Origin of the sequence: Barnesiella viscericola DSM 18177 (assembly GCF_000512915.1) — a bacterium.
GTDB lineage: Bacteria > Bacteroidota > Bacteroidia > Bacteroidales > Barnesiellaceae > Barnesiella > Barnesiella viscericola.
The window spans coordinates 203,618-217,355 of sequence record NZ_CP007034.1 but is presented as its reverse complement, the minus strand read 5'-3'; the positions used below and the strand labels follow the sequence as shown (position 1 = coordinate 217,355).

Here is a 13,738-nt window from a genome sequence, read left to right as displayed (position 1 = left end):
CTATTATAGTTCGAAACAACTCATGCAATTTTATGGTGGATATGATGCCGACGAGTGGCTTATCACCCCTCAACTGAGCCTGCAAGCGGGCAAGAACTACAAGCTGGTTTTCAAGACTGGTCTCGAACGCGCATCATCTTCCGACTATAAAGATCTATATGTCACAATAGGAAGCCAGGCTACGGCCGAATCGCAATCGCGACAGCTGTTCCATGAAACCATCGAGTCGGCCTTGATGGAAGAAAAAGAGGTTCTCTTCACCGTCACCGAATCGGGCGGGTATTATATAGGATTCCACTGCTTGGGATCCACCAGTTATTATGCCATCTTTGTCGACGACCTGGCTATTGACGAAACCGTCGAAGTCCCGGCAGCAGTATCCGATTTGACCGTTACACCCGGTGAAAATGGAGCATTGTCGGCTACTATCCAGTGGACCAATCCTTCACTTTCGGCCGCTGGGACTCCGTTGTCACATCTGACAAAAATGGAGCTGTATCGCAACGAGACGCTCATCGATACGCAACTCGAACCCGAAATGGGAACAGCCCAACAGTTTGTCGACGAGACTGTCCCCGCACCGGGAAGCTATCTTTACAAAGTAGTGGGATATGTAGACGAGAATGCCGGTGAAGCCACAACCACCGAATCGGCATGGATCGGTGTCGATATCCCCATGCCTGTAACCGAGCTGACGCTGAGTAATGTTGATGGAACGCCTCACCTCTCGTTCAGAACACCTGCCGGTGGAGCAAATGGAGGCTACATTGACCGGGAGTCGATTATCTATCGCATCGTGCGCAACCCCGGGAATGAACTGCTGACCGAACAGTTGACCGACACGACCTATATCGATACCGACGATCTTGCCCTGGCTCTGTACAGCTATGAGGTAACGGCCTTGTTGGGCGATACCGAGAGCGAGCCGGCCACCTCGAATGCGTTGGTATTCGGAGGAGCATTGGCCTTGCCCTATGAAACCGAAATGGCTACGGCCGACGAAACTGCCCTGTGGACCATTGTCGACGGCAACAACGACGGCAAGAGCTGGGTCTATAACGATGACGATGATGATATGGAATACACCGCCTACTCGGCAGCCGATGACTGGCTGTTTACCCCACCCTTCAAAGCCGGGAAGGGCTCTCATACGCTTGATTTCCGAGCCAGTGCCTATTCATATCGTTATCCCGAATCGATGGAGATTACACTGAGCAAAGATGTCGTACCGGGCGAAAGCCAACAAGTTATCGCCTCTTATCCCGAAATCAGGTCGACCCTGCCTGAACTTTACTCAGTTGACTTTGATGTCCCCGAAGAAGGCGACTGGTATCTCGGCTTCCACATCACTTCGCCAGATCCATGGGGACTCTACCTCAGCTATTGCTCAATCAAGAGCAATGTTGCTTCGGCTATCGACGAGACGTTGCAAACCGCAGGTATCTATTACCAACGAGAATCTCAATCGCTTGTCTTGAAATCGACCGGTCATCTCGACGTCGTTGACGTGCGTGGAGCAACGGTAATCTCTTGCCAGGTAGAGGGTGGAACACTCGACGTGTCGCAACTCCCGACGGGCCTTTACATTGCCCGCTGGACTGCCGAAGGCGAAAAATCGGAACAGATCAAATTTATCAAATAACTTTAACGGAGAGATTGTATGAAAAATGTATTTGTAAACCTAATCCTGACTATGGCGCTTTGTGCTGCACTCCCGACAGGAGCTCAGCAACTGGTACAAGAGCGCGTACACAAACGGACTGCCCCGACCGAAGCGCCACGCATCTCATTTGCCGGCAAACAATCGGCCCCTCACCTGTTCCGCTCGACAGCTGCCGGCATCACGGCCGATTTCAGCTGCCAAAGTGCAGGCAGTGAGGTGACCATGTGGGAAGAAGACTTTGATGACGGAACAGAGGGCTGGACGTTAGTCAACGCCGAAGGCATATCCTGGCAGCTGATGCAGTATGTTAACTCGAAAACACCGGAGAGAGCATTCTCTACCTACGACTCAGACGATGTACAATCCTTATATATCGAAGGCCCATATTCATATGCCGAACGAGGCATAGCCACGGCTACCAGTCCCCAACTCGATGTACCGGCCAATGCCATGCTAAAAGGATATGTTGGATTCAGCCAGAACATGGACGATTTCTGCCGACTGCACATCGCGGTATCGACCGATGCTTTTGCCACATCGGAATTGCTGTGGAACAGTGCCGATGAAAACGGAGAGAAGCCTTGGCGCTGGCACGAATTTTCGGTATCGCTCGAAAAGTATGCCGGGCAACAGGTACAGATACGGTTCACCTATACCTCGGGTAAAGACGACTTCTTTAATTCGGGAGGTTATTTTGGAGACTTTGCCATCGACGGATTGAAATTGACCGGTGTATCAACCATCGAACAAGTAGCGGTAAATACGGGCGAAGAGATTGCCTTTGCCGATATGTCGACCGGGAATCCCACGGCCTGGCAATGGTCTTTCCCCGGCGGAACGCCGGCGACCTCGACCGAGCAGAATCCCCGGGTATACTACACCCGTGACGGGCTCTACGATGTAACCCTGACCGTCAGCAATGCCGAGGGTAGCGACACGAAGACCCGCACCGCTTTTGTCAAGGTAACCGGCACCGCTCCAACAGCCCACATATTGCCCCCGGCCACATTCCGATTCAGCGAGACTCGTCTGCCCATGGTGGCTCCGTTGGTCGGGGTACAGTACCAAGACAACTCGACGGGTTACCCCACTTCGTGGGAATGGACCTTCGACGGAGTGAGCCCCGAGCCTTATACCCAGGTAACCTCGACCGAGGAGAATCCGGTTGTAGCCTACAACTTCCTCCACCAGCATTCCGTGGGTTTGCATGTAGCTAACGAACATGGCGAATCGGACGATGCAGTAGATGTATCGGTAGAATACAGCGGATTGATTACCAACTTCGAGCCTGGAGACCAGGCGACTACGTTCGATTTGGAAGGCTACGGAACTTTCCCCGGCACCAACAGCATGGGTATCACCGCCTATGCCGAAAAGTTCTCCAAACCCTCGCGTCCTATCCTGGTATTTGGAGCCTATGTCTATTTCGTCACCGCTTCGGCCGTAGATCTGCTCGACCAGATTGCCGATGTGGGAGTACATCTCTATACCAGCGAAAACGGATTGCCGGGCAAGAAACTCGACTCAACCTGGTGGCGAGTATTCGAGCTGGATACCCCATCGGGCAATACGATGATTGGTACGGCATTTGAATTTAACCCCAAGGTCATCGATGACGAATTCTTTATCGTAGTCGACGGTATCCCCGAGAAGAACGACAGTGTCGATGTCTCCTTTGCCATGGCTCGGTTCCGCGACCACGGGAACACGGCCTACATGTATAAAGACAAGGAGTGGATTGACGTAAGTACCTATTTCCCGGCAGGGGCCAACCACACCTCCTACATGATCATGCCTTCGATCATACACTCGGTCATGTCGCCTATCCCGACCGACCGTGAACCACTGGTAGTGGGGAAAGAGGCTGGTACGGTCGAGTATCCTTTCTTCTCGATATATGGTTATGAAACTCCTGTCCAGAGCGATGCCGACTGGTGTCGGGTCGTAGGCAAACCGAATGGTCTCACTCTTGATACGCTACTGATTTCGTATGACCGTCTGCCCGACGGTATCGAAGAACGGGTGGCAACACTTACCCTGAACGACAGCATCTCGACCTATGACATCAAGGTTACTCAAAGTGTAAATGGTGTCAGTGCCGTAGAACAGGTGGTTGCTCCACAAGTAACGCTCTATCCGACTGTATTTGACCAGGAGGTGACGGTAGAATTTCCCGAGGGAGCACAGACCGTCATCGTATCGGACGAAAGTGGCCGGACCATGTATCGCCGGGAGCTGGATAAGACCGAACGACAAGCGGTCATCGACGCCTCGGCCTGGGCTACGGGAACCTATTTCGTGCGTGTAGTGCGAGAACATGAGGCTACGGTGGTAAAAGGTATCAAGCGATAGCTGTTACCGCCGTACATATCCCAACAAGGGAGAAAAGGGTTACTACCCTTCTCTCCCTTTTGTTTTTTCTGCCTATAAAAGTTCATGGAGACAGCCCTGTTGGAATGAAATAGTGACAACAACAAGAGCAACGCACCTCGAATATTTTCTTTTTATACGGATTATTATCAATACCGCATAAAAAGGTGTACCTTTGCCACTATGAAAATAGTGCTACTGGTCGTAGGGAAAACGACCGAATCTTATTTTGTTCAAGGTATCGACGAATACAGCAAGCGGCTTGCCCATTATGTACCGTTTGAGTTGACCGTTATTCCCGAATTGCGCAACACCAAAAGCCTCAGCGCCGACCAGCAGAAGGAGCGTGAAGCCGACCTCATCTTGAAGGCGCTGCAACCCGGCGACTACGTGGTGCTGCTCGACGAGCACGGCCGGGAATTTACGTCGCTGCAATTTGCCTCGTACCTCGAAAAAAAGATGGCCAACATAGCCAAGCGGCTGATTTTCGTCGTGGGGGGGCCCTACGGATTCTCAAATCGAGCGTACCAAGCGGCGCAGGAAAAAATTTCGCTCTCCAAGATGACCTACTCCCACCAAATGATTCGGCTTATTTTCACCGAGCAACTTTACCGGGCCATGACCATTCTGAATAACGAACCTTATCATCACGAATAGATATGAAACGATTTTTCAAAAAATCATCTCTCATCGCTCTTTTCCTTATCTCCGGATTCTCCTCGACGGCCATCGCCCGGGAATACAGCAGCGAAGTGGGGACCATGTGGGGATTCACCCTGTCGAAACAGATTGACCGGGTGAATCTGCAACTGCAACAAAACGTGTGGACCCTGGGTAAATACTACGAACGGTATATGCCCATCTTTACGGTATCTTACACGGTGATTCCCAAGCATTTGAAATTGAATGTACTTTACTACTATATGAACCAGCAGACACCGCCGGGCACCTATAAGAACCGGCACCGCTATCACCTGGGAGCCACCTTCTCTTACCCCGTGAGTCACTGGTCGCTGTCACTGAGTTCTCGATTTGAATCGACCTACACCATAGGTGACAAACACCCGCTGAACAAGTGGCGAAACAAGTTCATGTTCAGTTATGCTATTCCCAACAGCCGGTGGACGCCTTTCTTCCATGCCGACCTCTTTCTCCTGCTCAACGGCAGCCAAAGCGGCCAAATGGATCGCGTGTGGTACGATGCTGGCGTCGAATACCGCATCGATAGAAAGAACTCTATCGAATGCAAGGTGCGGGAAGAGCATCTCATGAGCAAAGCACCCCAACAACTCAATACCCTTTTCTCGCTGGGATATAAATTGAAACTGTAAAAAGAGGTGTGGATAAGAGTTACTAGAAAGAAAGCAATGCTCTCTAATCGACCCAAAAAAGATCACTCATCACATCGTCGGAGGTAAAGAGCCCTGCTCGCGTAATGCGCAATATGCCATCGTCGAGAGCCAAGCGGCCGGCACGGATATGAGGCTGAGCCTGTTCGAGGCAATATTGCGCCCGAGCTTCGCCGAAATCGGCCCTCAATCGCGACAAGTCGAGTCCCCAGCAGGTGCGCAGCGAGGTGAGAATACGTTCGTTGTAAAGGCTGTCGGCCGATTCCCGTTCTTCGGCATAGGCCACACGTCCAGTCTGTATCGCACCGATATATTCGGATAATGACGCCGGATTAAAACGACGTGTCCGCCCGTCATAGCTATGAGCCGCAGCCCCTAGTCCTAGGTAAGGTGTACCCTTCCAATAGGAGGTATTGTGACGAGCATACCGTCCGTCGCGGGCAAAATTGGAAGTCTCGTAATGTTCATACCCGGCGGCAGCCAGGCGGTCAATCAATTCGTCGAACATCTGCAACGACAGCTCTTCGTCACACTCCTTCACCAGCCCTCGTTCGCGCATGCTCCACAAGGCCGTGCCCTCCTCGTAAATGAGATTGTAGGCCGAGATATGCGGCACACCCAAGGCCAGAGCCTGTCGCAAATTGGCTCGCCACCCCTCGATTGTCTGGCCAGGCAGGCCATAAATGAGGTCGATGCTGAGGTTGTCGTATCCGGCTGCAAAACAACGTTCCACCGCCTCGACCGCCGCACGGGACGTATGGCGCCGATGCAGGAAGGACAAGTCGGCATCGGAGAAACTCTGCACCCCCATGCTCAACCGATTGACCGGTGTATCTTTCAACGAAGCGATAAACTCGGGGGTCACATCGTCGGGGTTGGCTTCGTAGGTCACCTCGCGACAAGCCTTCCAATCAATACCCTCCGCAAGTGCTTGGAACAGCTGTTCACGCTCGGCAGGCATAAGTGTAGAGGGTGTACCTCCTCCGAAATAGAGCGTCTCGACCGGCTCGCCCTCCAATTCATGGCGGCGCATCGTCCACTCCCGACAGACGGCATCGACATAGCGTCCCCGCCACGACGAATCGGTCGACGAAAAAAAGTCGCAATAGATGCAGCGGCTTGCGCAAAACGGAATGTGAATATAAACTCCTGCCATCGTGCTGCAAAAGTAGTGAAAGTCGCAGGCAAAACAGGTCTCTCGCCCGAGTTTTTTTTATCGAGACTGTCCTTACTGTTCCCCACCCTCGAAAAACATGGACGCGGCGACCGACGGCATACAGGCTCCTTTGGCCTTGGGAACAACCTCATATTGGAGACCCGTTTACGAGAGGCATCGGCTCGCAACAAAAGCTGTCAGCCGATTTTCAAACAATGTTTTGTAACATAATACTCACCGTTGCTTTTTCGAAATATAATTCATAATTTGCGAACGCTTTGTTTAAAACGCGTAAGCGTACTTGTCTTATTAAAAACTTTAATATCATGAAAGTTTACCAATCTCACGAAATCAAAAACATTGCCCTGTTGGGCAGCAAAGGCTCGGGTAAGACCACCCTCGCAGAAGCTATGCTCTACGAGTGTGGTGTCATAAAACGCCGCGGGACCGTCGAAGGTAAAAACACCGTATCGGACTATTTCCCTGTGGAAAAAGAGTATGGCTACTCGGTATTTTCCACAGTTTTTTATGCCGAATTTTTAGGAAAGAAGCTCAACGTGATCGACTGCCCGGGAGCCGACGACTTCGTGGGTAGCGCCATAACCGCCCTCAACGTAACGGATACGGGAGTCATCGTTATCGACTCGCAATATGGAGTCGAGGTGGGGACCCAAAACATCTTCCGTACTGCCGAGAACCTGAACAAACCCATTCTTTTCGCCATGAACCAACTCGACGGCGAAAAGGCCGATTACGAAAACGTAATCCACCAAATGCGCGAGACATTCGGTAATCGAATCGTGCAAGTACAATACCCGCTCAGTTGCGGGCCGTCGTTCAACTCCATGATCGACGTTCTCCTGATGAAAATGTATAGCTGGTCACCCGAGGGTGGCAAGCCCACTATATCGGACATTCCCGAGAGCGAAATGGAAAAAGCCCGGGAGTTGAATCAAAAACTGGTCGAAGCCGCTGCTGAAAACGACGAGACGCTGATGGAAAAATTCTTTGAGCAAGGCTCTCTGACCGAGGACGAGATGCGCGAAGGTATCCGCAAGGGGTTGATTACCCGCAGCATCTACCCGGTGTTCTGCGTGAGCGCTCTGCGCGACATGGGAGTGCGCCGTATGATGGAGTTCCTCGGCAACGTGGTTCCCTTCGTATCGGAGATGCCCAAGCCCGTGAATACGGCCGGCGAAGAGGTGGCTCCCGATGCCAACGGCCCCACGAGCCTCTTCTGCTTCAAGACGACGGTCGAGCCGCACATCGGCGAGGTATCCTATTTCAAAGTGATGTCGGGTACCGTACACCAGGGTGACGACTTGATCAATGTAGACCGTGGCGACGGACGCGAGCGATTGGCTCAACTCTTCTGCGTGTGTGGCCAGATACGGACTCCGGTCGATGAACTCGTGGCTGGCGACATAGGCGCATCGGTAAAACTCAAAGATGTGCGCACCGGCAATACTCTTAACGCCAAAGGTTGCGAATACCATTTTGACTTCATCAAATACCCGGCACCCAAATACCAGCGAGCCATCAAGCCGGTGAACGAATCGGACGCCGAGAAACTGAGCGAGATTCTCACCCGCATGCACGAGGAGGATCCCACCTGGCTGGTTGAGCAATCCAAGGAGTTGAAACAGACAATTGTTTCGGGACAGGGCGAGTTCCACCTGCGCACGCTCAAATGGCGTATCGAAAACAACGACAAACTCCCCGTTGAGTTTATCGAACCCCGTATTCCCTACCGCGAAACCATCACCAAGGCGGCTCGTGCCGACTACCGTCACAAGAAACAATCGGGTGGCGCCGGACAGTTTGGCGAGGTTCACCTCATTGTAGAGCCTTATTACGAAGGTATGCCGGCTCCCGATGTATATCGCTTCAACAATCAGGAGTACCGCATGAACGTGCGCGATACCCAGACCATCGACCTCGAATGGGGTGGCAAACTGGTGGTGTGCAACTGTATCGTGGGTGGAGCCATCGATGCCCGCTTTATCCCGGCTATCGTCAAGGGTTTGATGGACCGTATGGAGCAAGGTCCCCTCACCGGTTCATACGCCCGTGATGTGCGGGTATGTATCTACGACGGTAAGATGCACCCGGTAGATTCGAATGAAATCTCCTTCCGTCTGGCCGGACGAAACGCATTCAGCGAAGCCTTCCGCAACGCCGGTCCCAAGATTCTCGAACCGGTATATGATGTAGAAGTGCTTACTCCCTCGGACGTCATGGGTGATGTGATGAGCGACCTGCAAGGGCGCCGTGCCATCATCATGGGTATGTCGAGCGAAAAGGGATTCGAGAAGATTACGGCCAAGGTTCCCTTGAAAGAGATGTCGTCCTACTCGACCGCCCTCAGTTCGATTACCGGCGGACGCTCTTCGTTCTCGATGAAGTTTGCCTCGTACGAACTGGTACCCTCCGACGTACAGGAGAAACTGCTCAAAGCCTACGAAGCCGAACAAACCGACGAATAACGGTCTTGTTTTGTTAAATAATTAAAAAGCCGCTGGTTTTTCCCAGCGGCTTTTTTGCATATAAACATTTGTTTGTTAAATTTGCGGTTAAGTGTTAAACGACACTCATTTTTTAGGTTTTCATAAAATAAAACAAAAACGTCGGAATCGGTGTTTATGTAATAAATTTGCACAAATGATGTAAATAAACACTCTACCGAAGTTTTGGACAAAAGACAGAGAGGCAAACAAAATGAAAAAGTCGACGATTTGGTTACTGGCCGTAATCATGGCACTCACCTTTATCGGGTTGCTCTATATACAAATCATGTATATGGAGAACATGATCAAGATGAGAAACGAGCAATTTACCGAGGCCGTCAAGCGCAGCCTGTATGCGGTATCGACCAGCCTCGAACTCGACGAAACCCAACGTTATCTGGACGAATACCTGGAAGAGGAGGAGAAAAAGATGCTCGCGTCGTATGAACAGCGAAACGACCAGCAGGATATCTCTACCCATCACCAGTTTTCGATCGTGTCGCCCGACGGAAGTGTGGCCAGTTTCTCGTTCAGAGAGCAGACCAGCACCATCATCACGCCGGCCGCGCCTCGTCCCAAAGACCACAATACGCTCATCAGCACCTACCGCAACATGCAGGAGGCCCGCAAAGGACAATACCTTTATCAAAAGGGATTGCTTAACGAGGTGATTCTCAATATGCTAAGCAAGGCCAGCACCCGACCCGTGATGGAGCGTATCGACATCAAGAAACTGGAAACCTATCTGAAATCGGAGTTTGAGAACAACGGGCTCAACCTCCCCTTCCAGTTTGCCATCTATAACAAGAACGACAAAATCCTGTATAGTTCCAACCAGTACGACCCGAAAATCGAGGGGAATCTCTTTACACAAGCCATCTTCCCCAACGATCCTCCGGCTCGTATCAACTACTTGAAGGTCTACTTCCCCACGAAGCGTAACTACATATCGAGTTCGGTCAAATTCATGATACCCTCGTTTGCCTTTACCTTCATCTTGTTGGTCACCTTCCTGTTTACCATCATCGTGGCCTTCCGTCAAAAGAAGCTCACCGAGATGAAAAACGATTTCATCAACAACATGACGCACGAGTTCAAGACCCCCATCTCGACCATCTCGCTGGCGGCACAGATGCTCAACGACCCCTCGGTGGCCAAGAGTCCGGCGCTGTTCCAGCACATATCGGGAGTCATCAACGACGAGACCAAGCGGTTGCGGTTCCAGGTCGAGAAGGTGCTCCAAATGTCGATGTTCGACCGACAGAAGACCCTCATGAAGTTGCACAACGTCGACGTGAACGACATCGTAACCAGCGTGATGAGCACCTTCAAACTCAAAGTCGAGAAATATGGCGGTGTCATCGATGCCGACCTCGAAGCCGAGGACGCTATCGTATCGGTCGACGAGATGCACTTTACCAACGTCATTTTCAACCTGCTTGACAACGCGGTGAAATACCGCCGTGAGGAAGTACCGCTGTCGCTCTTTATCCGCACCCGCACCATCGGCGACAAGGTGGAAATATCGATTCGCGACAACGGTATCGGCATCAAACGGGAAGACTTGAAAAAAATATTTGATAAGTTCTATCGTGTATCTACGGGCAATCGCCACGACGTGAAAGGATTCGGACTGGGTTTGGCCTACGTCCACAAAATCATCACCGACCTCAAAGGCGACATTCGCGTAGAGAGCGAATTGAATCAAGGTTCGACATTTATAATAACACTACCACTAATAAAAAACAAATGATTATGGAAGAAAGATTGCGTATTCTACTATGCGAAGATGATGAAAATCTTGGCATGCTGTTGAGAGAGTATTTGCAAGCTAAGGGCTATGCCGCCGACCTCTTCTCAGACGGAGAGAGCGGATACAAGGCATTTCTCAAAGGCAAATACGACTTGTGCGTACTCGACGTGATGATGCCCAAAAAAGACGGCTTCACGCTGGCACAAGAGATTCGTACCGTAAACGGTGAAGTCCCCATCATATTCTTGACTGCCAAATCGCTGAAAGAAGATATTCTCGAAGGTTTCAAAATCGGTGCCGACGACTATATCACCAAGCCGTTCAGCATGGAAGAGCTCGTGTTCCGTATCGAAGCCATCTTGCGTCGTGTAAAAGGCAAGAAGGGCAAAGAGGTGACCATGTACAAGATTGGCCGCTTCACTTTCGATACCCAGAAACAGGTTCTCGCCATCGACGACAAGAGCACCAAGCTCACCACGAAGGAGTCGGAGTTGCTCAGCCTCCTTTGCGCTCACGTCAACGAGATTCTCGAACGGAACTTCGCCCTCAAAACCATCTGGATCGACGACAACTATTTCAATGCCCGCAGCATGGACGTTTACATTACCAAACTGCGTAAACACCTCAAAGATGATCCCTCGATCGAAATCATCAATATCCACGGCAAAGGCTACAAGCTCATCGCTCCCGATGTTGAAGCCAAGACGAAATAATCCAAACCTATACCAAGAAAGGCGGCTTTACAGGCCGCCTTTCTTTTTCTCCATACAAACTCACAATACGGCTCTCCCAGGAACCACAAAAAACAGATTCCATCACAAAGAAATCGCTTCAAAGTTTGTTTCTCCCTCAGGGAACACTATCTTTGCAATCAAACTATATCAACCAAAAAACAGACACACATGCTACGTATCCTTACATTCCTATACCAGTGGCTCATTGCCATGCCCATTCTCCTCGTTTTCACCATACTTACGGCTCTCATTACACTGATCGGGTGCCGGTTGGGCAACGGTAACGTATGGGGCTACTACCCGGCACACATCTGGTCGCGGCTGGTATGTATCTTCTCTCTCGTGCGTATCGAGGTACGAGGCCGCGAAAATATCGACAAGAACACCTCCTATGTTTTTGTAGCCAACCACCAGGGAGCCTACGACATATTTCTCATCTACGGGTATCTGAACCATAATTTCAAGTGGATGATGAAAAAGAGCCTGCGCAACATTCCGTTTGTAGGAAGCGCCTGTGCTGCGGCCGGACATATCTTTGTCGACAACTCCACCCCCGGACACTTGAAAGGGACCCTGCAAAAGGCCGAAGATACCTTGAAAGGCGGCATGTCGCTCGTCGTATTTCCCGAAGGTGCCCGCACCTGGACCGGTGCCATGCGTCCCTTCAAACGTGGAGCCTTTCAGCTGGCTGTGGAATTTTCGCTCCCGGTAGTCCCCTTGACTATCGACGGCGCTTTTTCCGTCATGCCCCGCACGACCTACAACTTCAAACCCGGTAAAATTGTCCTGACCATACACCCTCCTATCTATCCTCATGAGAATGAAGGGCATGACATGGACCAACTGATGAAGCAGTCTTACGAGATTATCGAATCGGCTCTCCCATTAAAAAGGTAATATGTAAAAAAGCGTTAAACAGCCGTTTTTTTTCGCCTCATTGAGTAGCTATATAAAAATAAATTTGCAACTTTGCAATCGCAAAACAAACAAAGATTGTCCGGTGGTGTAATGGTAGCACTTCGGATTCTGGTTCCGCCTGTGAGGGTTCGAATCCTTCCCGGACAACAAAAGGCCATCTTCCCCAACGAAGATGGCTTTTTTGTATCCTCCTGTCCCCCGACAAAAGCTCGTCACATCGTCCCTTTCTACATCGCCACCTTCTCGTCCTCTTCATTGACACTACACCGGGAATCCAAACCGATTTAAAACAAAAAAGACCCGCTGTAAAAGCGAGTCTTTCGAGTGAGGTTCCTAGCAGAATCGAACTGCTGTAAACGGTTTTGCAGACCGGCGCCTAACCACTCGGCCAAGGAACCATGCTTCTTTTGAGTGATTGCGGTGCAAAGATAGGCTCTATTTTTCTATTTTGCAATACTTCGTATCTATTTTTTTCGCCTTTTGCACTTTTAAATCTCGAGCCTTACAAGGTATGTCGCAACCGCAGCAAGACGAAGCCGACTCCTTGCGCCCACGCACCAGATTGACTATCTTGTAAATAACATAGGCCAACGCCCCAAACAGGAGAATGGCTACAATCCAGATTTGAATTTCGGCACTCATGATTGTTTTTCCAGAAAATAGGTAACTTGGTTATCCATATCGTCGACCGTAAACACACGGCGGTGCTTGTACCGGCTCATATACGCAAGCATCATCAGGTCTCCCGAGCAGGAACTGAGGTGAAACAGCAGCACAAGGGCCACGGCCACCTTACCCCACAGCGGCATGGGGAACAACAGCAACAAGAGCAACAGAGCCGACAACAGATACAGCGGGGCCAGAGCGATGCGTTTGAAGGTCTTGTAATCGGCCAGGAAGTTATGTGCGGCCGCATAGAAGGCAAAAGAGTGCCAAATGGCTCCGAAACGGACATCGGCAGCCCCTTCGCTCCGATAAACGAGCCAATGTATAAACTCGTGTACCGGGATAAGGAGGGCGCAACCGACCAAGGCAAAAATGAGACTTCCGCCTGTTTCGAGCCAGAACTGCCCGGCCTCTCCGGCCTGTTTCCACAAGCCCCCTATCATCAATCCAATACCTAAGAGTATCAACAGCATAATAACCCCGTAGAGCACCCGGCAAGCGATTTTGGGGCGATTCCGCATCAGAAAGAGTTTGATGTCGCTGTATGCAAACGAGTCGACAACCCGGTATCCTGCCTCTTCATAGAAGGCCAAAAAGCGCTCTTTATCCATAACTTTATCGA

Annotated in this window: 11 protein-coding genes and 2 tRNA genes; 9 read left to right on the top strand and 4 right to left on the bottom strand. The window is 50.9% G+C overall.

Annotated elements, in window-relative coordinates:
- Nucleotides 1–22 precede the first annotated feature (22 nt).
- From BARVI_RS00865 to BARVI_RS00850, 4 genes are all read left to right on the top strand, one after another.
- Nucleotides 23–1,642: a choice-of-anchor J domain-containing protein gene (locus tag BARVI_RS00865; protein WP_025277400.1), complete on the top strand. Its 1,620-nt coding sequence runs from the start codon at nt 23–25 to the stop codon at nt 1,640–1,642.
- Nucleotides 1,643–1,660: 18 nt separating this feature from the next.
- Entirely contained in the window at nt 1,661–4,015 is a 2,355-nt protein-coding gene (locus BARVI_RS00860) for a PKD domain-containing protein (RefSeq protein ID WP_084546941.1), read from the top strand.
- A gap of 201 nt (nt 4,016–4,216) precedes the next feature.
- Complete coding sequence (gene rlmH / locus BARVI_RS00855; protein ID WP_025277398.1) at nt 4,217–4,690, top strand: 23S rRNA (pseudouridine(1915)-N(3))-methyltransferase RlmH; 474 nt, start codon at nt 4,217–4,219, stop codon at nt 4,688–4,690.
- A 2-nt stretch (nt 4,691–4,692) separates the two neighbouring features.
- Entirely contained in the window at nt 4,693–5,364 is a 672-nt protein-coding gene (locus tag BARVI_RS00850; protein WP_025277397.1) for a DUF2490 domain-containing protein, read from the top strand.
- A gap of 43 nt (nt 5,365–5,407) precedes the next feature.
- Here the strand turns inward: BARVI_RS00850 and hemW are convergent, their stop codons facing one another.
- Nucleotides 5,408–6,538, bottom strand: coding sequence for a radical SAM family heme chaperone HemW (gene hemW, locus BARVI_RS00845; protein WP_025277396.1), 1,131 nt, complete (start codon nt 6,536–6,538; stop codon nt 5,408–5,410).
- A gap of 326 nt (nt 6,539–6,864) precedes the next feature.
- Here hemW and BARVI_RS00840 point away from each other — a divergent pair, with 326 nt between their 5' ends.
- From BARVI_RS00840 to BARVI_RS00820, 5 genes are all read left to right on the top strand, one after another.
- Nucleotides 6,865–9,024: an elongation factor G gene (locus tag BARVI_RS00840; RefSeq protein ID WP_025277395.1), complete on the top strand. Its 2,160-nt coding sequence runs from the start codon at nt 6,865–6,867 to the stop codon at nt 9,022–9,024.
- A gap of 232 nt (nt 9,025–9,256) precedes the next feature.
- Complete coding sequence (locus tag BARVI_RS00835) at nt 9,257–10,798, top strand: sensor histidine kinase (RefSeq protein ID WP_025277394.1); 1,542 nt, start codon at nt 9,257–9,259, stop codon at nt 10,796–10,798.
- A 2-nt stretch (nt 10,799–10,800) separates the two neighbouring features.
- Nucleotides 10,801–11,511 carry a response regulator transcription factor RprY gene (rprY, locus tag BARVI_RS00830; protein WP_008861620.1) on the top strand — a complete coding sequence of 237 codons (711 nt, stop codon included), beginning with the start codon at nt 10,801–10,803 and terminating at the stop codon, nt 11,509–11,511.
- Nucleotides 11,512–11,700: 189 nt separating this feature from the next.
- Nucleotides 11,701–12,429: a lysophospholipid acyltransferase family protein gene (locus tag BARVI_RS00825; protein WP_025277393.1), complete on the top strand. Its 729-nt coding sequence runs from the start codon at nt 11,701–11,703 to the stop codon at nt 12,427–12,429.
- Between the two features lie 97 nt (nt 12,430–12,526).
- Nucleotides 12,527–12,597 (top strand) — tRNA-Gln (locus tag BARVI_RS00820).
- Nucleotides 12,598–12,777: 180 nt separating this feature from the next.
- Here the strand turns inward: BARVI_RS00820 and BARVI_RS00815 are convergent.
- The 3 genes from BARVI_RS00815 to BARVI_RS00805 form a co-directional block, all read right to left on the bottom strand.
- Nucleotides 12,778–12,848, bottom strand: a tRNA-Cys gene (locus BARVI_RS00815).
- Nucleotides 12,849–12,885: 37 nt separating this feature from the next.
- Nucleotides 12,886–13,092 (bottom strand): hypothetical protein, encoded by a 207-nt coding sequence (locus BARVI_RS00810; protein ID WP_025277392.1) that lies wholly within the window; start codon nt 13,090–13,092, stop codon nt 12,886–12,888.
- Nucleotides 13,089–13,727, bottom strand: a complete 639-nt coding sequence (locus BARVI_RS00805) for a DUF3267 domain-containing protein (RefSeq protein WP_025277391.1) — start codon at nt 13,725–13,727, stop codon at nt 13,089–13,091. The genes BARVI_RS00810 and BARVI_RS00805 overlap by 4 nt, the downstream gene beginning before the upstream one ends.
- Between the last annotated feature and the right edge of the window lie 11 nt (nt 13,728–13,738).